The 17,719-nt window shown below is 71.6% G+C and carries 17 protein-coding genes; 9 read left to right on the forward strand and 8 right to left on the reverse strand.

Annotation, left to right across the window (positions count from 1 at the left end; translation table 11 throughout):
• Positions 1-45: 45 nt before the first annotated feature.
• A complete protein-coding gene (locus KGD83_RS09840; RefSeq protein ID WP_212643501.1) occupies positions 46-294 on the reverse strand; it encodes a sulfurtransferase TusA family protein in 249 nt (82 codons plus the stop codon).
• A 408-nt stretch (positions 295-702) separates the two neighbouring features.
• On the opposite strand from KGD83_RS09840, the gene ctaC reads away from it, so the two are divergent.
• The 4 genes from ctaC to KGD83_RS09860 all read left to right on the forward strand — a co-directional run bounded on the left by ctaC (position 703) and on the right by KGD83_RS09860 (position 5,397).
• The gene (gene ctaC / locus KGD83_RS09845) at positions 703-1,710 is read left to right on the forward strand and encodes an aa3-type cytochrome oxidase subunit II (RefSeq protein WP_444960688.1); all 1,008 of its coding nucleotides are present in this window, start codon (positions 703-705) and stop codon (positions 1,708-1,710) included.
• Positions 1,707-3,383 carry an aa3-type cytochrome oxidase subunit I gene (gene ctaD / locus KGD83_RS09850; RefSeq protein ID WP_212643502.1) on the forward strand — a complete coding sequence of 559 codons (1,677 nt, stop codon included), beginning with the start codon at positions 1,707-1,709 and terminating at the stop codon, positions 3,381-3,383. The genes ctaC and ctaD overlap by 4 nt, the downstream gene beginning before the upstream one ends.
• A 6-nt stretch (positions 3,384-3,389) precedes the next feature.
• Entirely contained in the window at positions 3,390-3,815 is a 426-nt protein-coding gene (locus tag KGD83_RS09855; RefSeq protein WP_013154164.1) for a cytochrome c oxidase subunit 4, read from the forward strand.
• Positions 3,816-4,098: 283 nt separating this feature from the next.
• Positions 4,099-5,397 carry a L,D-transpeptidase gene (locus tag KGD83_RS09860; protein WP_212643503.1) on the forward strand — a complete coding sequence of 433 codons (1,299 nt, stop codon included), beginning with the start codon at positions 4,099-4,101 and terminating at the stop codon, positions 5,395-5,397.
• Between the two features lie 155 nt (positions 5,398-5,552).
• On the opposite strand, the gene KGD83_RS09865 is transcribed toward KGD83_RS09860, so the two are convergent.
• From KGD83_RS09865 to KGD83_RS09885, 5 genes are all read right to left on the reverse strand, one after another.
• Positions 5,553-6,707: a glycosyltransferase family 4 protein gene (locus KGD83_RS09865; protein ID WP_212643504.1), complete on the reverse strand. Its 1,155-nt coding sequence runs from the start codon at positions 6,705-6,707 to the stop codon at positions 5,553-5,555.
• 132 nt (positions 6,708-6,839) lie between these two features.
• Positions 6,840-7,883, reverse strand: a complete 1,044-nt coding sequence (locus KGD83_RS09870) for a C40 family peptidase (protein WP_212643505.1) — start codon at positions 7,881-7,883, stop codon at positions 6,840-6,842.
• 337 nt (positions 7,884-8,220) lie between these two features.
• On the reverse strand, positions 8,221-9,225 hold the full coding sequence (locus tag KGD83_RS09875) for a C40 family peptidase (protein WP_212643506.1): 1,005 nt from the start codon (positions 9,223-9,225) through the stop codon (positions 8,221-8,223).
• A gap of 371 nt (positions 9,226-9,596) precedes the next feature.
• On the reverse strand, positions 9,597-11,036 hold the full coding sequence (locus KGD83_RS09880) for an NYN domain-containing protein (RefSeq protein ID WP_212643507.1): 1,440 nt from the start codon (positions 11,034-11,036) through the stop codon (positions 9,597-9,599).
• Positions 11,033-11,314 (reverse strand): hypothetical protein, encoded by a 282-nt coding sequence (locus KGD83_RS09885; RefSeq protein ID WP_013154158.1) that lies wholly within the window; start codon positions 11,312-11,314, stop codon positions 11,033-11,035. Before KGD83_RS09885 ends, KGD83_RS09880 begins: the two co-directional genes overlap by 4 nt.
• 131 nt (positions 11,315-11,445) lie before the next feature.
• Between KGD83_RS09885 and KGD83_RS09890 the strand changes: the two genes are divergently transcribed.
• The 4 genes from KGD83_RS09890 to KGD83_RS09905 all read left to right on the forward strand — a co-directional run bounded on the left by KGD83_RS09890 (position 11,446) and on the right by KGD83_RS09905 (position 14,756).
• On the forward strand, positions 11,446-13,236 hold the full coding sequence (locus KGD83_RS09890; protein WP_212643508.1) for a DEDD exonuclease domain-containing protein: 1,791 nt from the start codon (positions 11,446-11,448) through the stop codon (positions 13,234-13,236).
• Positions 13,214-13,978 (forward strand): rhomboid family intramembrane serine protease, encoded by a 765-nt coding sequence (locus KGD83_RS09895; RefSeq protein WP_212643509.1) that lies wholly within the window; start codon positions 13,214-13,216, stop codon positions 13,976-13,978. The genes KGD83_RS09890 and KGD83_RS09895 overlap by 23 nt, the downstream gene beginning before the upstream one ends.
• A gap of 76 nt (positions 13,979-14,054) precedes the next feature.
• The gene (locus tag KGD83_RS09900; RefSeq protein ID WP_013154155.1) at positions 14,055-14,330 is read left to right on the forward strand and encodes an Lrp/AsnC family transcriptional regulator; all 276 of its coding nucleotides are present in this window, start codon (positions 14,055-14,057) and stop codon (positions 14,328-14,330) included.
• Positions 14,331-14,336: 6 nt separating this feature from the next.
• Positions 14,337-14,756: a phosphatase domain-containing protein gene (locus KGD83_RS09905; protein WP_212643510.1), complete on the forward strand. Its 420-nt coding sequence runs from the start codon at positions 14,337-14,339 to the stop codon at positions 14,754-14,756.
• 94 nt (positions 14,757-14,850) lie between these two features.
• Here KGD83_RS09905 and trpD read toward each other — a convergent pair whose 3' ends face one another.
• The gene (gene trpD / locus KGD83_RS09910) at positions 14,851-15,963 is read right to left on the reverse strand and encodes an anthranilate phosphoribosyltransferase (RefSeq protein ID WP_212643511.1); all 1,113 of its coding nucleotides are present in this window, start codon (positions 15,961-15,963) and stop codon (positions 14,851-14,853) included.
• A 208-nt stretch (positions 15,964-16,171) separates the two neighbouring features.
• Complete coding sequence (locus KGD83_RS09915) at positions 16,172-16,612, reverse strand: response regulator transcription factor (RefSeq protein WP_212643512.1); 441 nt, start codon at positions 16,610-16,612, stop codon at positions 16,172-16,174.
• Positions 16,613-17,091: 479 nt separating this feature from the next.
• On the opposite strand from KGD83_RS09915, the gene ctaE reads away from it, so the two are divergent.
• Positions 17,092-17,718, forward strand: coding sequence for an aa3-type cytochrome oxidase subunit III (gene ctaE / locus KGD83_RS09920; RefSeq protein WP_013154151.1), 627 nt, complete (start codon positions 17,092-17,094; stop codon positions 17,716-17,718).
• Position 17,719 lies beyond the last annotated feature (1 nt).

Genomic DNA, 17,719 nt, shown 5'->3' on the forward strand with positions numbered 1-17,719 from the left:
GGTCCCCGCCCCACCCCCGGCTGCGGGACGACCGCCCGGGCCGGGTCAGTACATGCGCCGGATGTGGAAGGCGCTGCCTCGCGCCAGCGGCCGCTCCGCGACGAACTCGTGCATCTTCATCCGGCACCAGGCGGGGATGTCCGCGCTGGCGGCGGGGTCGTCCGCGGTGACCGCGATGACCGCGCCTATGGGCACCTCGTGCAGCCTGGCGGCGAGCATGATGATCGGGATCGGGCACTTGCGGCCCACCGCCTCCACGGTGACCAGGGGAGGCCGGGGCGGGTACTCGGGCACGGAAAACCCCCGTGTGTCGTCGTCTGGTGACGACCATCCTGACCTGGTCCCGTCCCTAAGGCGAACCCGGTTAAGGGCGTCGTAAATCCAGCGATACGCTCACCTTGTTCTCTCCTCGTGAAACGTCCACGCCGCCCCCGAGAGGCGGAAGGGGCGCGATCGGGAAGAGGGCCCGGGGGAACGCCGGGCCGCGCTCCGTAGCCAGCCGGGAGGGTATCCTCCGCGGGCGAACGGGCCCGGCTCCACGTACCGCCGCCAGCTCCGCCCAGGGGGGTCGGCAACACGCTGACCAGGCAAGCCCCTGAACTGGCCGCTGGGCGGTTCGCGATAATGTTTCCCCCTGAAAAGCTTTGGATACTTAGGCCGCCCGTGGAGGTTCCACGGGCTACACCGCTGGGAAGGCAATCCGTGAGTCCGACCCGCCAAGAGAATCGGCGCCGCAACCTGCGCCGATGGGCACCACGCGGCGCCGCGCTCGCCGTGCTGGGGCTGGCCGCGACCGGCTGCGCGTCGAACGATCTCACTCGTTTGGGCATGCCGGAGCCGATCACCAACCAGGCCGAGCGTGTTCTCTCGCTCTGGCAGGGCTCCTGGGTGGCGGCTTTCGCGGTCGGCATTCTCGTGTGGGGGCTGATCGTCTGGTCGGTCATCTTCCACCGCAAGCGCTCTGAGCAGTTGCCGCCGCAGGTGCGGTACAACATGCCCATCGAAGCGCTCTACACCGTGCTGCCGATCGTCATCATCTCGGTGCTGTTCTTCTTCACCGCCCGGGACCAGGCGATCCTGCTCGACACCGACGAGCCGGCGGACGTCAACATCGAGGTCGTGGCCTTCCAATGGGCCTGGCAGTTCAACTACCTCGACGACAAGAAGGAGAACGGCGGGGAGGTGCTCTTCGCCGAGACGGGTATCCCCAACCCGGACGGCACCGCCGACCCCTCCACCCAGACGACCCTGGTGCTGCCCGAGGGCGCGACCGTCCACTTCGACCTGCACTCGCCGGACGTCATCCACTCGTTCTGGATCCCCGAGTTCGGTTTCAAGATGGACGTCATCCCCGGTCGGGACAACGCCTTCCAGGCCGACATCAACGAGGGCACCGCGGGCGAGTACGTGGGCCGCTGCGCCGAGCTGTGCGGTGTGGACCACGCCCGCATGCTCTTCAACGTCCAGGTCCTGCCCCAGGACGAGTACGACGCCTGGGCGGCCGAGCAGCAGCAGGCCGCCGAGGAGGCCGAGCTCGAGGCCGCCGACACCGGCGACCAGCCGGCCTCCGGTGAGGGCTCCGGTGCCGAGGGCGCGGGCGCCGAGGGCGCCGGCACCGACGAGGAGGGCACCGGCAGCGGCGGCTCCGAGGCCGACGAGCAGGACACCGGTTCCGGCGCGTCCGACGCCGAGGAGAATGAGCAGTCATGAGCACCACCACGTCAAGCCCCACTCTCGCGGGCGGTCAGGCACCGTCGCGCAAGGGGTCGATGATCGTCAAATGGATGACGTCCACCGACCACAAGGTCATCGGGTACATGTACCTGATCACCTCCTTCGTGTTCTTCCTCTTCGGTGGTCTGCTCGCGGTGCTCATGCGCGTCGAGCTGTTCTTCCCGGGCATGCAGGCCATGTCCAACGAGCAGTTCAACCAGCTGTTCACCATGCACGGCACGATCATGCTGCTGATGTTCGCGACGCCGCTGTTCGTCGGGTTCTCGAACGTGATCATGCCGTTGCAGATCGGTTCGCCCGACGTGGCGTTCCCGAGGATGAACCTGTTCAGCTACTACCTGTTCCTGTTCGGCAGCCTCATCGCCATCAGCGGGTTCCTGACCCCGGGCGGCGCGGCCAGCTTCGGCTGGTTCGCCTACACGCCGCTGTCGGACGCGGTGCGCTCGCCGGGTCTGGGCGGTGACCTGTGGATCCTGGGCCTGGTGGTCTCGGGTCTGGGCACCATCCTGGGCGCGGTCAACTTCATCACCACCGGCCTGTGCATGCGCGCGCCCGGTATGACGATGTTCCGCATGCCGATCTTCACCTGGAACACCCTGCTCACCAGCGTGCTGGTGCTCATCGCGTTCCCGGTCCTGACCGCGGCCCTGATCGCGCTGGGCGCGGACCGCATGGTCGGCACCCAGGTGTTCAACGCCGAGCACGGCGGTGCCATCCTGTGGCAGCACCTGTTCTGGTTCTTCGGCCACCCCGAGGTGTACATCATCGCGCTGCCGTTCTTCGGCATCGTGACCGAGATCATCCCGGTGTTCAGCCGCAAGCCGATCTTCGGCTACAAGAGCCTGGTCGCGGCGACCATCGCCATCACCGGCCTGTCGGTGACGGTGTGGGCGCACCACATGTTCCCGACGGGTGCGGTGCTGCTGCCGTTCTTCTCGTTCATGAGCTTCCTCATCGCGGTCCCGACCGGTGTGAAGTTCTTCAACTGGATCGGCACGATGTGGCGGGGCCAGATCACCTTCGAGACGCCGATGCTCTTCGTCATCGGGTTCCTGGTGACCTTCCTGTTCGGCGGTCTGACCGGTGTGCTGCTGGCCTCCCCGCCGATCGACTTCCACGTCACCGACTCCTACTTCGTGGTGGCCCACTTCCACTACGTGGTCTTCGGCACGGTGGTGTTCGCGATGTTCGCGGGCTTCTACTTCTGGTGGCCCAAGTTCACCGGCAAGATGCTCAACGAGAAGCTGGGCAAGTTCCACTTCTGGCTGCTGTTCCTGGGCTTCCACGGCACGTTCCTGGTGCAGCACTGGCTGGGCGCCGCCGGCTTCCCGCGCCGCTACGCCGACTACCTGCCCAGTGACGGCTTCACCGAGCTGAACCAGATCTCCTCGGTGTCCTCGTTCGTGCTGGCGGCCTCGACGCTGATCTTCTTCTGGAACATGTACATCACCTCGAAGAAGGCGCCGCTGGTCACCGTGGACGACCCGTGGGGCTACGGCTGCTCGCTGGAGTGGGCCACGTCCTGCCCGCCGCCGCGGCACAACTTCACGTCGCTGCCGCGGATCCGCTCCGAGCGTCCCGCGTTCGACCTGAACCACCCGCACGCCGCGGCCCCGGGCGCCGTCCCGGTGGGCGCCACGAAGGAGTAGGGCGCAATGAAGACGCAGGCCTATCTGTTCATGGGCGTCTCGACCTTCTTCGGTCTGGCCGCCGCCCTGTACGTGTACTGGTCCTGGCAGGACACCGGCACGATCGAGTGGACGGGCACCACCGCCCTGGTGGTCTCCATCGGCTTCGGTTGGATGATCGGCTTCTGGCTCTGGCAGGCGGCCCGCCGCAGCGAGCACTTCCACGGGCTCCCCGCGGAGGAGCGGCTGGACGGGGAGATCTCCGAGAACTCCGGCGAGTACGGCTTCTTCAGCCCGCACAGCGCCTGGCCGCTGTGGGTGGCGCTGGCCGTGGCGTTCACCGCGGTGGGCGTGGCGATCGGCTGGTGGATGGTGTTCATCGGCGCCTTCGCCATCATCCTCACCGCCATCGGTTGGATCTTCGAGTACTACCGCAACGAGTTCCAGCACTAGGGGGTCTGGCCGCCGCACCGCGCGACGGCCCCCGCCGACGGCCGGACGCGTCCCCGGGACGCGTCCGGCCGTTTTTCCCGCCACGGCCCGGACCGCGTGTGGCGCGGCCGTCGGCACCCCCGGGTGTTCGCGTCATGACCTCGCGCACTCCCGTCCGGGCGCCCGGTGTCGTGACCCTTCAGCGGGGTAGGGTTTTCCTGCACTTGACCTGACAGGGCACCGCGGACACGGGTGCGCCCCGCGCGCCGAGGTCCCGTCGCAACGGACGCTGGAGGTCCTTGTCGTGAAGGGACGAGTTCGCGCACCCCGCGCTCTGGCGGCGGCCGCCGCCGCGGTCGCGCTCGCCGCGACGGCCTGCACCGGCCCCGCCCAGCAGGAGCCCGCCGCGGCTCCCAGCGAGGAGGCCGAGACCGGGCCGCGGATCAGCGTCACCCCCGAGGAGGGGGCCTCCTCCGTCGCCCCCGACACCCCGGTGCGGGTGTCGGTGGAGGAGGGCTCGCTCACCGACGTCCGCGTCGAGCAGTCCCCCGCCGTGGAGGAGGGCGAGGACGCCGGTGCGGCCGGGGACGCCGAGCAGTGGGAGTTCACCGGTGCCCTGAGCGAGGACGGCACCCGGTGGGTGAGCGACTGGAACCTGGCCCCGGGCTCCGCGGTCACCGTCCGCGCCACCGCCGAGGACGACTCCGGGGAGACCTCCGAGGCGGTTGTGGAGTTCTCCACAGAGGAGGCCGTGCCCGGGCGGCGTCTGGAACTGGCCTCCAACTTCCCCACCTCCGGCGACACCGTCGGCGTGGGCATGCCGGTCATCGTCAACTTCGACCTGCCGGTGACCAACAAGGCCCAGGTGGAGAACTCCATGGAGGTGACCTCCGAGCAGGGGGCGGAGGGCGCCTGGAACTGGGTCGGCGACAAGACCGCGGTGTTCCGCCCCCGCGAGTACTGGGAGCCCTACCAGCAGGTGAGCGTGGACCTGCGCCTGTCGGGGGTGGAGGCCTCCGAGGGCGTCTACGGGATCGGGAACCACCGCCTGGAGTTCGAGGTCGGCCGCGAGATGGTCTCGACCATGCACGTGCCCGACCAGGAGATGCTGGTGGAGATCGACGGCGAGCCCGCGCGCACCATCCCCGTGAGCAACGGCGAGGCCTCCAAGCGCTTCAACACCACCACCTCGGGGACGCACCTGACCATGGAGAAGTACGAGTCCCTGGTCATGGACGCGGCCACCCTGGGCATCCCCGAGGACTCGCCCGACTACTACAAGCTCGACGTGGACTGGGCGGTGCGCACCTCCAACAGCGGCGAGTTCGCCCACGCCGCCCCCTGGAACGACCGGATCGGGTCGGCCGACACCTCCAACGGCTGCACGAACATGTCGGTGGAGGACGCCCGCTGGTTCTACGAGAACTCCCTCATGGGCGACGTCCTGGAGACCACCGGGACCGACCGGGAGCTGGAGTGGGACAACGGCTGGGGCTTCTGGCAGCGGTCCTGGGACGAGTGGCTGGGCCAGAGCGCGACCGGTGAGCCGCAGGTGACCGACGGTTCGGGCACCCCCGGTTCCGTGCACGGCGAGGGGCTCTAGGCCGCGTTTGACGGGTCGTTCGCGCGAAGGCAGGACGTGGTCGTCCAGGTGCACGTAGAGTGCGGTCAGAAGGGCGTCAGGGTTGGTCGTGACACACCGGTCCTCGACGCCCTTCGCTATGTCCGCAGGAGATTCAGAAGACCACCATCGACGATCTAGGCGGACAGCTCCGGGGAGCCCTCCAGGAGGGCGTCCAGACGCCTGGCGGTGTGCTCCCAGGTCCAGGAGCGGCTCACCCACGCGCGGCCGCGTGCGCCCATCTGGGCGGCGCGCCCGGGGTCCTTCAGCAGGGCGATGAGGGCGCGCGCGGAGGGGCCGGGCAGGGAGCCGTCCACGACCAGGCCGGTCTCGCCGTCCCGGACCGTGGCGGGTGCGCCCCCGGAGTCCCCCGCGACCACCGGCAGGCCGCAGGCCGAGGCCTCCAGGTAGACGATGCCCAGTCCCTCCGCCTCCAGGCCGCCCTTGCGGCTGCGGCAGGGCATGGCGAACACGTCGGCGGCGTCGTAGTAGGGCGGCAGGTCGCGGTGGGGGACCGAGCCGGTGAAGACCACTGACGGCGTTCCGCGCGCGGCCGAGAGCAGGCTCCGGCGGTGGGGGCCGTCGCCGACGACGAGCAGGACCGCGTCGGGCACCTCGGCCAGGACGCGGGGCCAAGCGCGGATCAGGGTGTCCTGGCCCTTGCGGGGCACGAGCCGGGACACGCACAGCACCACGGGGCGGTCTCCCAGGCCCAGGCGGGCGCGGACCTCCTCGCCGCCGACGCCGGGCCGGAAGGCCTCGGTGTCCACGCCGGGCGTCAGTCGGCGCATGCGGGCGGCCGCGTCGGGGGACAGGGCCCGGGCCAGGTGGCGGCGGGTGTACTCGCCCAGGTAGGTGACGGTGTCGGTGGTGTCGCCGATGCGGCGCAGCGCCTCGCGGGATCCGGGCATCGTCGCCCACCAGGTCTCGTGGCCGTGGCTGATGGCCACCTGGCGTTTGACGGAGGTGCCCTCGCCCAGTCCGGCGGCGAGCAGTCCCAGCGGGGCGGCGGCGCCGTAGAGCACCGTGTCGCAGCCCTCCAAGTCGGCGATGGCGCGTGCCCGCCGCGCCACCCGCGGCGTGGGCAGCAGGACGCGGGCGGCGTCGCGCACTACGGGGAAGGGCTGGCGCAGGTCGAAGTGCGGGTCGGCGGCGGCGTCGGCCCGGGCGGGGGAGGAGCAGTAGACCACGACCGATCCGCGGGGGCGGCGCAGGGCCATCTCGTGGACGAAGGCCTCGATGCCGCCGGGCTTGGGCGGGAAGTCGTTGGTGATGATCAGAGTTCGCGGCACAGGGGCGAGTCTAGGCGCGGCTGGGTCGGCGGGCGGTGTTCCACGCGGGTCGGGCCGCGGCGCGGGGCGGGGCCGGAAGACGGCGGTGCCCCGCGACGCGCGCAGTCGCGGGGCACCGGGGCCGGGCGCCGGTCAGGGGCGGACGGCGGTGACGAAGTTGGCGCGGTAGTAGTCGTTCAGGGTGACCCTGCCGATGGGGCGGGCCGAGGTGGAGGCGTGCACCATGACGTTGTCGCCCGCGTACAGGCCCACGTGCTCCGGGCCGCTGCCGCCGGGGTAGAAGAACAGCAGGTCGCCGGGCTGCTTGTTCTCCCAGGAGACGCGCTGGCCCGCGTTGACCTGCTGGTAGGTGGTGCGGGGCAGGCTGATCCCGGCGGCGGCCCAGGCGGCCTGGGTCAGGCCGGAGCAGTCGTAGCCGCCGGGTCCGGTGCCGCCCCAGACGTAGGGCTTGCCGATCTGGTCGTATGCGAAGTCCAGGGCGGTCCTGGCGTTGCCCGAGGCGGGTCCGGTGTAGCTGCCGCCGCCTCCGCCTCCGCTGCTTCCACCGCTGCCCCCGCCGCCGGTCTGGCCGACGTTCTGGGTGGCGATCGCCTGTTCCTCCGCGGTCAGCTCCTCGAGCAGGCCCTCCTGCTCGTCGATGGCCTCCTCGGCCGCCTCGGTGGCCTCCTCGGCCTGCTTGAGCGCCTCGGCGGCCTCCTCCTCGGTGGCGCTGGCCTCGGCCTCCAGGATCTCCAGGTTCTCCAGTTCGGCGACGTACTGGGCGAGGTTGCCGTCGTTCTGGGCCGACAGGTAGTCCAGGTCGGCCTGGTGGGTCAGGGCGTCCTCGGGTCCGGTGGAGCTGAGCAGCTGGTGGAAGGAGGTGAAGTCGACGCCGGTGTAGGTGGAGCTGGCGAGTCGGCGGGCGCCCAGGCCGAGTTCGGCGACCTTCTCCTCGGCGGCCTCGATCTCCTCCAGGATGCCCTCCAGCTCCTCCTGGGCGGCCTCGTGCGTCTCCTTGGCCTCGTTGTAGGCCGCGTTGAGCTCGATGTACTCCTCTTCGAGGGCCTCGATCTCCTCGCGGACCTCCTCGGCCGTCGGATCGGCGTGGGCCACCGCGGTGGGCAGCAGAAGGGCTGCGGCGGTCAGGGAGGACAGGGCCGCGGTGCGGCGCCTGCGGACGCGACGGGATGCCAACACGTGGTAGACCTTTCTCCCCTTGTCCCATGCCGTGGGGAAGGGTCGAGGGATGCGCCGGGCGGGGGCTGGGGGCCTTCCGGGCGGGGCCGGGAGGATGCGGGGCCGTGACCCGCGGGGTGGGTCGGCCCGACCGGGGCGCGGCCGTCACCGCCAGGGGGCGGTGAATGAGGTGGCGACCGCGCTCGGCGATGAACACTAGTGCATCCGCCGGGTCGCTCTCAACCTTTTCGTGATGTTCCACCGGTTGGTGCTGCGTGTCCGAAAACCGGGTTGTTGTCCGTTAAACGGCGGCGGGCCGCCACCCTGCGGGTGACGGCCCTGCGTGCTCCGGTCGCCTCTACGGGCGGACGGCGAACTGGAACTCGCTTGCCCAGTACGCGGCCAGGCCGACGACCTCGATGTTGCGGCCGCTGCTGGGCGCGTGCACCATCTGGCCGTTTCCGGCGTAGAGCCCGTCGTGGCTCAGGCCGCCGAAGAAGAACATGATGTCGCCGGGCTGGAGGGCGTTCATGTCGTAGATGCGGTTGCCGACCTCGGCCTGGGCGTAGGTGGTGCGGGGCAGGTCGACGCCGCCCGCGCGCCAGGCCGCCTGGACCAGGCCGGAGCAGTCGTAGCCGTTGGGGCCGGTGCCGCCCCAGACGTAGGGCAGCCCGACCTTGGAGTAGGCGAAGTCCAGGGCCGCGCCCGCGCTGCCCGAGGCGGAGCCGGTGTAGGACTGGCCGCCGCTGCCGTCGGCGCCCTCGGCGGCCGGGTCGGAGTCGGGGAACTGGGCCAGGAGCGTCTCCTGCTCCTCCAGCTTCTCCTCGACGCCGGTCTTGGCCTCCTCGGCCTCCTCCAGCGCGGACTCGGCCTCCTCCAGGGCCTCCTCGGCCTCGTCCTTGAGGGCGAACAGCCGCTCGTGGGAGGCGCCGAACTCGTCGAGCTGGGCCTTCTGGGCCTCCGACAGGTAGTTGAGGTCGGCGTTCTGCTCCAGCAGGCTCTCGGGGCCGTCGGAGGAGAGGATGTTGGTCATGGAGTCCAGGTCGCCGGACTGGTAGGTGGCGCTGGCGAGCTCCTGCACCTTGCCGCGGAGCTCCTCGTAGCGCTCCTCCTCGTCGCCGACCTGCTCGTCGAGGTCCTCGTAGAGGGTCTCGGCGACGTCGTAGTCCTCCTTGGCCTGGTTGTACTCCTCGACCGCGGTGGAGACCTCCTCGCGCAGCTCCTCGATCTTGTCTTCGACCTCGTCCTGGGTCGGCTCCGCGTAGGCGGTGCCCGGGACGAGCATGGTGCCCGCGACGACCGCGCTGATTCCGGTCGTGGCGGCGAATCGGCGAGCCGTACGTCGTCCACCGGGGTTCTTCATGGCGGTCCACGCTCCTTGGGGTCGGGCAAGTCCGCATAGGGGTGCGGGGAGAACAGTGACGGGGCCCGCGCGGGGGCGCGGGCGCGGGTGAGTGTGCGGGTCCCGACCGGCGGGCTCAGTCACGGCCTTGCTGTCCGGTGGAGCACTCACGTTCCGGGAAGAACCTAGCGGACCGTTCTGCACAGCTCAACCACGGGACCCCGTACGTGCCGGTCTTCACAGCGCGTGCCGCGGTCCGCGGCACGCGCGTCGTTGCTGGGAGGGAGCCGCGGGCCGAGCACGGTAACGAAGAGGTAACGTCTGGGGTCGGTGTGTCCCCGCGGCGCCGGGGCGGGGGCGCGCCCGCACGTGCGGCGGGCGCCCGGCCCCCGTCAGCCGTGCGACTCCAGGCGGCGCAGGAAGATCGTCGAGGGCACGGCGCGCGCCCCGGCGCGGCGCACCGCCGTCACGATCTCGCGGTCGGAGGTGACCACCGCGATCGGCCGCCCGGGGGGTTCGGCGCGCACCAGCCGCACGATCAGCTCGTCCGCGGTCTCCCCGGGCGCGCTGAACAGCAGCCGCACCCGGCGCGCCGCCGCCATCACCGGCGGGGTGTCCACGTCCGCGCCGTCGAACACGCACGTGATCTCGGCCTTGGTCCGGCTGGCCAGTCCCTCCAGGGAGTTCATCAGCCGGGTGCGCTGGTCGGCCAGGGGGAGGGTCCCGTAGCCGGTCTTGGTGACGTTGTAGCCGTCCACCAGCAGGTGCACGCGGGGTGCGGTGAGCAGGTGCTCCAGCAGGCCGGGGTCGTCGTCGGGCAGACCGCCCAGCGACACCCGCCGCTGCTGCTCGGTCTCGGCAACCAGGTCGGCGGGGCTGTCCAGGACGGTGGGCAGCGCCAGTTCGCGGCGCAGGCCGTGGGAGGCCTCCACCAGCACGTCCAGCAGCACGCGCAGCCGCGCCTCGTCGGCGTTGCGTCCGGCGCGCACCGCCCGCCGGGCGTTGTCCAGCTGGGCCTCGGCGGCGGCCAGCCTCGATCTCAGCCGCCGGTTCTGCGACTCCAGCGCGCCGACCCGCGCGGCCGACTCCGACTCGCGTCCGGCCGTCTCGGTCAGCGCCCGCGAGGCCCGCTCGGTGGCCTCCTTGGCCCGCTGGCGCTCGGTGTGCACCTTGCGGCGCAGCTCGGCGATCTCGGTGCGCTGGGCCCTGATCTGGGACCGCAGCCGCTCCAGCTCCTCCTGGTGGCCGTGCCGGGTCTCGTCCAGTTGGCGGCGGGCGGCGTCCAGGGCCTCCGCGGCCTGGTCCGCCTCCTTGGCGCTGGTCTGGCGCTCCAACTCCCGGTGGACGTCCTCTACGATGCCGGGCCATCCCGGGGGCCGCAGCAGGTAGGCGGAGGCGGCCACGGCCACGGGGTCGGCCGCGGGGGGCACCACGCCCGAGCGCAGGCCCTCGGCCAGCTCGGGCCACACCTGGTCCACGCGGGCCGCGACCATGCCGCGGAAGGCCTCGTCGTTCTCCAGCTGGGCGGCGATCTGCGGTCCCGCGAGCCGGGCCCTGCGGCGCGGCTCGAACCTGGCGACCCTGCGCAGCAGCGGGGGCAGGTCGCTCGCGCGCATGCCGCCGAGCACGTCCGAGCCGTACTCGACGACCCGGGCGCGCACCTGCTCTGGCAGCGGCCGGGCCAGCCGTTCGCCGCCGTCACCGCCGTCACCGCCGTTGCCGTCACCACCGTCATCGCCGACGCCGCGGCCGCCGTCCTGCGCCGGGTGGTCGCCACCGTCGAGCGGGTCGCCGCCGTCGGAGTCGCCGCCCGCACCGGGGCGGGCGCTCATGCCCGACCCGTCGGGCTCTCCGCCGAGGAACCGGGGACCGACCGGTCGGCGTCGGGGCGGGCGATGATCTCGACGCTGTCGGTGGCTCCGCACCAGCGGCACCGCACCCGCTCGATGGTCTCGGAGAGCACGGTGCGCTCCTCGACCCCGCCCTCACCGGCCAGATCCAGGTGGACGTAGTCCTGGGAGCGCACGGTGCGGGTCACGTCGAACCGTGTGAGATTGCCGCATCCGGTGCACCGCCACCGCTCACTGTCACCCGGCATCGCGATCCCCACGGTTCCTCCCTCGTCTGGTGCTCTGGCGGGGCGGCGGCCCGGCCGCCGCCCCGATGATCCACATCTTTGCATGTCGGGCAGGTCAGGCCGTATTCCGACGGGTTGTCCCAGCCGCCGACTACCCTGACCGGGTGGTTCGACAGTCCTCGGCGCCCGCCGGCGTCCAAACCAGCATCAGCGACCTCGGTACGCCGTTGGCCGCGGCGTCCTTCGTGGTGCTGGACCTGGAGACCACCGGAACCAGCGCGAGCGGCTCCCGGATCACGGAGGTCGGCGCGGTCAGGGTGCGCGGCGGCGAGGTCGTCGGCGAGTTCGCCACCCTGGTGGATCCAGGTACCCCCATACCGGCCAACATCACCCTCCTGACGGGGATCACCCAGTCGATGGTTGCCTCGGCCCCGCCGATGGAGGAGGTCCTTCCCCGGCTGCTGGCCTTCCTGGACGCCGAACCCGACACCGTGCTGGTGGCACACAACGCGCCCTTCGACACCGGCTTCCTCAAGGCCGCGTGCGAGCGCCACGGCACGGACTGGCCCGGCTACCCGGTCGTGGACACGCTGCGCCTGGCCCGCGCCGTGCTCGCGCGCGGCGAGACGCGCAACCACCGGCTGGCCACGCTGGCGGCCTACTTCGGGGTTCCGGTCGCGCCCAACCACCGAGCCCTGGAGGACGCCCGCGCCACCGTCGGGGTCCTGCACGGGCTCGTGGAGCGCCTGCGCCCCATGGGCGTGTCCAGCGTGGAGGAGCTGCGCGCGGTCACCAAGCCGCCCACCAAGGCCCAGCGCAGCAGGCGCCACCTGGCCGAGGACCTGCCGGAGGAGCCGGGCGTGTACGTGTTCACCGACGCCCGCGGGGAGAGCCTCTACGTCGGCAAGAGCAAGAACCTGCGCCGCCGGGTGCGGACCTACTTCACCGCGGCCGAGAGCCGCCAGCGCATCCGTGAGATGGCGGGCCTGGTGGCTGGCGTGACCCCCATCGTGTGCTCCAGTGAGCTGGAGGCCTCCGTCCGCGAGCTGCGCATCATCGCCGAACGCAAACCGCCCTACAACCGTCGCTCGCGCAATCCCGAGCGGGCCTCCTGGGTCCGGCTCACCGCCGACGCCTTCCCGCGCCTGTCCGTGGTGCGCACGGTCGGCGGCGAGGGAGCGGCCCACATCGGGCCCTACGCCTCGCCCCGCGAGGCCGAGCGCGCCAGGGAGGCGCTGCTCCAGGTCTTCCCGCTGCGCCAGTGCACGCACACCTTCCGGCCCCTTGAGGCGGCCGTCGGGGGGAGCGGCGGCGGGGCCCGCGTCGCCCCGCAGGTGGTCACCTCGGGCGCGCGGTGGACGGGCCCGTGCGTGGTGGCCCAGCTGGGCCGCTGCGGCGCGCCCTGCGACGGCAGCGAGAGCGAGGCCGAGTACGCGGTGCACGCCGAGGCGGCGCGCCTGGCGATGACCGGGGACCCCGCCGCCGTGGTGGACGCGCACACCGCGCGCATCGGCGAACTCGCCGCCGACCTGCGCTACGAGGAGGCCGCGCACCTGCGCGACCGCCTCACCGCGTTCCTGCGCGGAGCCCGACGGGCCCAGCGCCTGTCGGCCATCGCCGCGGTCGCGCACCTGGTCGCCTCCCGCCGCACCGCCGCGGGCTGGGAGACCTGCGTGGTTCGCCACGGCCGCCTGGCCGCCAGCGCCGTGCTGCGCCCGGGCACCGACCCCGCCGCGTTCCTGGCGTCCCTCGTGGCCACCGCCGAGTACGTGCCCGCCGGGCGCGGGCCCAGCCCCGGCGCGCTCCCGGGGGAGACCGAGCTGGTCCTGGACTGGCTCGCCGACCCCGCCACGCGGCTGGTCGAGATCGACGGGGAGTGGACATGCCCGTTGCGCAGCGCCGAGGCGCACACCGGGATGACACACTGGGCCCATGGCCGCGCTTCCGCTCAATGACGACTACCCCGTCCGCCGCGTCCCCGTCGTCTCGTACACGCTGGTCGCGGTCAACGTCCTCGTCTACCTGGTCTCACCGCAGGCGCTGACCGCGGTGTGGTACCCGGCGGACATGTTCGAGCGCTTCTGCGCGATCCAGGACTACTTCATGTACTGGGGGGCGGTGCCCGCCGAGATCACGGGCCGGACCGACCTGGCGCCGCACGCGGTCCCCGAGTGCGGGCAGCTCGACGGCAAGCCGGTGTGGTTCTCGGTGTTCAGCTCGATGTTCCTGCACAGCGGGCCCGGGCACCTGATCGGCAACCTGGTGTACCTGTTCGTGTTCGGTCCCGTGGTGGAGGACCGGATCGGCAAGCTGCGCTTCACGGGGCTGTACCTGGCCACCGGGGTCGCCGCCGCCTACGGCTTCGCGCTGACCGACGTCGACGCCGCCACGCCCATGGTGGGCGCGTCCGGGGCCATCTCGGGCGTGCTGGGCGCCTACCTGGTCGTGCAGTTCCGCAGCCGGGTGACCACGCTGGTGTTCGGGGTGATCCCGATGCGCCTGCCCGGGTGGGCCGTGGTGGGCAGCTACTTCGCTCTTCAGTATCTTCTCTACGTCACCACATCGAGCGCCCCCGGTGCCGGAGGCGGCGTCGCCTACGCGGCGCACGTGTACGGGTTCGTCGCGGGGGTGGTCGTGGGACTGGTGGTCTACCGGCTGCGATGGCGCTCCGGGACGCGGCTGTCCGACGTCTACTAGGCATACGCCCTGGTGCGCCCCCGCCCCGTCGCCGCGCCCGTCCCGACATTTTCCGAGGAACCGCCCTGGAGGCACAGTGATCACCGCGATCGTCATGATCAAGGCCGACGTCCACCGCATCCCCGAGGTCGCCGGGGCGATCGCGGAGATCGACGGGGTGAGCGAGGTCTACTCGGTCACCGGCGGCGTCGACCTCATCGCCATGGTGCGGGTGCGCAAGCACGAGGACCTGGCCGAGGTGATCCCCGGCCGGGTGAACAAGGTGCCCGGCGTGCTCTCCTCCGACACCCACATCTCCTTCCAGGCCTACTCCAGGCACGACCTGGAGTCGGCCTTCGCCCTGGGCTGGTAGCCGGTCGTGGCCGGTACCTGGAAGGCGGAGGAGGCGGGGGTGCTCGCCCTGCCCTCGGTCAGGCTGGTGCGCGGCCGGGGTCTGAGGCGCCCGCCGCCGTCCGGGCCCGCGCCCGACCTCGGTCTGTACCTGCTGGGCCGCGAACCGGCGCCCGTGGCCCGGGAGGGGCGCTGGCTGCGGTGGCGCGACTTCGGGCTGCCCTCCGACCCCGGGGCCGTGGGCGGGGCCCTGCGCGAGGCGTGGGAGCGCGCCGGATCCGAACGCGTCGAGGTCGCCTGCGGCGGCGGCCGCGGGCGCACCGGTACGGCGCTGGCGTGCCTGGCGGTGCTGGACGGGGTCCCCGCGCACGAGGCGGTCGCCTACGTCCGCGCGCACTACTCGCCGCGTGCGGTGGAGACCCCCTGGCAGCGTCGTTTCGAGGCCTGAGCCCCGCCGCGGGCGGACCACCGGCCCCGGCGGGCGGGCGGAACGCCGCGGGCGCGGCACCGGGTCGCCCCGCCGCCGCGCCCCCGGCGCGTGTTCACAGCGACTTGGCGTACTGCTGGCTGGTCTCCACCCAGCGCTCCAGCGCGCGTTCGGCGGCGCCGCTGTCCACCGCCGCGGCGGCCCGCTCGTACCCGGCGCGCACCGACTCCAGCAGGGGGCCCCGGATGCCGTCCACGGCGGCCAGGGCGGCGCCCGCGTTGAGCAGCACGGCGTCGCGCACCGGGCCGGTGCGGCCCGCCAGGAGGTCCCGCACGGCCTGGGCGTTGAACCCGACGTCGCCGCCGCGCAGGTCCTCGGGCCGTGAACGGGCGATACCCAGGTCGGCGGGGTCGAGCCTCTCGCGCCGGGCCGCGCCGTCGCCCACCACCCACACGGTGGAGGTGGTCGTGGTGGTCAGCTCGTCCAGCCCGTCGTCGCCCCGGAACACCAGCGCCGAGGAGCCGCGGCGGGCGAACACCCCGGCGATCACCTCGCACATGCGCTCGTCGAACACCCCGATGGCCGAGGTGGTGGGCTGGGCCGGGTTGGTCAGCGGGCCCAGGAAGTTGAACACCGTCGGCACCGCCAGTTCGCGGCGGGGCTTGGCGGTGAAACGGAACGAGGGGTGGAAGACCGGGGCGAAGCAGAAGGCGATGCCCGCCTCCTCGGCCACCCGCACTGTCAGCTCCGGCGGCAGGTCCAGGACCACGCCCAAGCGCTCCAGCACGTCGGCTGTGCCGCAGGAGGAGGACGCCGCCCGGTTGCCGTGCTTGACCACGCGGGCGCCCGCGGCCGAGGCCACGATCGCCGCCATCGTGGACACGTTCACGGTGTGCGCGCGGTCGCCGCCAGTGCCGACGATGTCCAGGGTCGGTCCGGGAACGTGGATTCGCACGGCGTTGTCGAGCATGCCCCGGGCGAGGCCGGTCACCTCCGACACGCTCTCGCCCTTGGCGCGCAGCGCGATGGCGAACCCGGCGATCTGGGCGTCGGTCGCGGCCTCGGACATGATCTCGTTCATCGCCCACGCGGTGTCGTCGGCGCTCAGCGTCCGTCCGCCCAGCAGGGCGGTGATGAGGTTGGACCAGGTCCGCTCGGTCACGGCGGACGGCTCGTCGGAGTCCGCTGCTCCGGGTCCGGCGGGAGGGTTGGCTGCGGGGACGTTCATCTGGGTTGCTCCACGGTGAAGGAACGGGCACGGAAGGAGCCGGGGGTGCGGCGCACGGGCCGCCCTCAGGCGCGGGGAGGAAGGGGCGCGGCGTGAGCGCGCCATCGCCCGATGTCGGCGCCGTGGTGCAGGGCCGCGCCCACCGCGCGGCGGCGGCGCGGCTCCGCGTCGCCGCGGTGGCCCGTTCCGAGACCGTCTCGCACGCGTGTCACCCGTTCAGGGCCGCCGCGACCCGCTGGCGCATGAGCTCGGCCAGGGCCTCGGCGAGCGCGACGGGGTCGATCGGGTGGCTGACGACCTGCTCGGCCTGGGACCAGGTGGCCAGCCAGCCGTCGTCGCGCCGTCCCACCAGCAGCAGGACCGGCGGGCAGCGGTAGATCTCGTCCTTGACCTGGCGGCACAGGCCCATCCCGCCGACGGGGGAGGCCTCGCCGTCGAAGATCGCCACGTCCACGCGCGCGGCGGGGTCGGTGTCCTCCAGCCTGCGCAGGACCATGGGCGCGGTCGCGCACTCGACGAACTCCACGAGGGGAACGTCGGCCGAGGGGCGTCGGCCGACCGCCAGTCGCACCTGCTCGCGGGTGTCGGCGTCGTCGCTGTAGACCAGCACGCGCATCCTGGCACCCGTGTCCGTACCGCTGACCACCATCGCGCAACCGTCCCATCGCTTCTGTCCGCGGCCGTCGCCGCGGGGGTGCGGCCGGGGCGTTCGTTGGCTGTATGCCCTCTGACTGTATTGCCTCACGGCTCCGCTGCACAGGAGAGGGGCCGGAGGGCGTGCCGGGTACTGAGACCTGGGCCACCACATTCAGAGCACGGGCTAACCCCACCCCCAAGCCCTGTTATCAAAAGGTGATTTTCTTGATGCCTTGCCGTAACCTGTCGTAAGCCGGGGTGTCACCCGTGGGGCGCTGGATCGCCCTAGCCGCAGGGGATCCCGAATTTCGGTCACTCTGGGTATGTTACTGGTGTGACTGGAGGGGCAAAGCCGATACAGTAACGCCCGAGTCACGATCAACCGGTGCCAGCAGGCCGTGCGGGGTCCCAGAGCGCCCCGTACCGGGCCTGACCCGCCCTGTTACGGAGAGTCGGGTACGGCCCTCTCAGAGATGCCGTAATAATGCTGGCGTGGCGACAGCAACCGCGAACCCAAAATCAGCACCGACACCAGCACATGGTGCGGCAAAGCGTCCTGACCTGGTGAGCGTTGGCACCATCGTTTGGTTGGCCAACGAGCTCATGTTCTTCGCTGCGCTGTTCGCGATGTACTTCACGATCCGATCGGTGACCAACGGAAACCCCGACCTGGGGCAGTGGCCCGACACCCACCTGAACGTGCCGTGGGCGTCGGCGATCACCGTGGTCCTGGTGGCTTCGAGCTTCACCGCGCAGGCCGGCGTCTGGGCCGCCGAGCGCGGTGACGTCAAGAAGCTGCGTATGTGGTTCTTCATCACGTTCTTCATGGGCCTGTTCTTCGTCCTTGGGCAGGCCTATGAGTACTACGAGCTCATCTTCCACGGGGGCCTGACTCTTCAGTCGAGCGCTTACGGGTCGATGTTCTACCTGACCACGGGCTTCCACGGACTCCACGTCATCGGTGGGCTGATCGCGTTCCTCATCATGTTGGGACGTACGTACGCCGCGAAGCGCTTCACCCACCAGCAGGCGACCAGCGCGATCGTCGTGTCCTACTACTGGCACTTCGTCGATGTGGTCTGGATCGCTTTGTTCTTCACCATCTACTTCATCCAGTAAC

It is taken from the genome of Nocardiopsis akebiae, assembly GCF_018316795.1.
Lineage (GTDB): Bacteria > Actinomycetota > Actinomycetes > Streptosporangiales > Streptosporangiaceae > Nocardiopsis > Nocardiopsis dassonvillei.

Coding starts and splice junctions, on each gene's coding strand:
- KGD83_RS09880 (WP_212643507.1), bottom strand. CDS start 11,036: ATGAGCGCCCGCCCCGGTGCGGGCGGCGACTCCGACGGCGGCGACCCG.
- ctaD (WP_212643502.1), top strand. CDS start 1,707: ATGAGCACCACCACGTCAAGCCCCACTCTCGCGGGCGGTCAGGCACCG.
- KGD83_RS09855 (WP_013154164.1), top strand. CDS start 3,390: ATGAAGACGCAGGCCTATCTGTTCATGGGCGTCTCGACCTTCTTCGGT.
- KGD83_RS09895 (WP_212643509.1), top strand. CDS start 13,214: ATGGCCGCGCTTCCGCTCAATGACGACTACCCCGTCCGCCGCGTCCCC.
- trpD (WP_212643511.1), bottom strand. CDS start 15,963: ATGAACGTCCCCGCAGCCAACCCTCCCGCCGGACCCGGAGCAGCGGAC.
- KGD83_RS09875 (WP_212643506.1), bottom strand. CDS start 9,225: ATGAAGAACCCCGGTGGACGACGTACGGCTCGCCGATTCGCCGCCACG.
- KGD83_RS09915 (WP_212643512.1), bottom strand. CDS start 16,612: ATGGTGGTCAGCGGTACGGACACGGGTGCCAGGATGCGCGTGCTGGTC.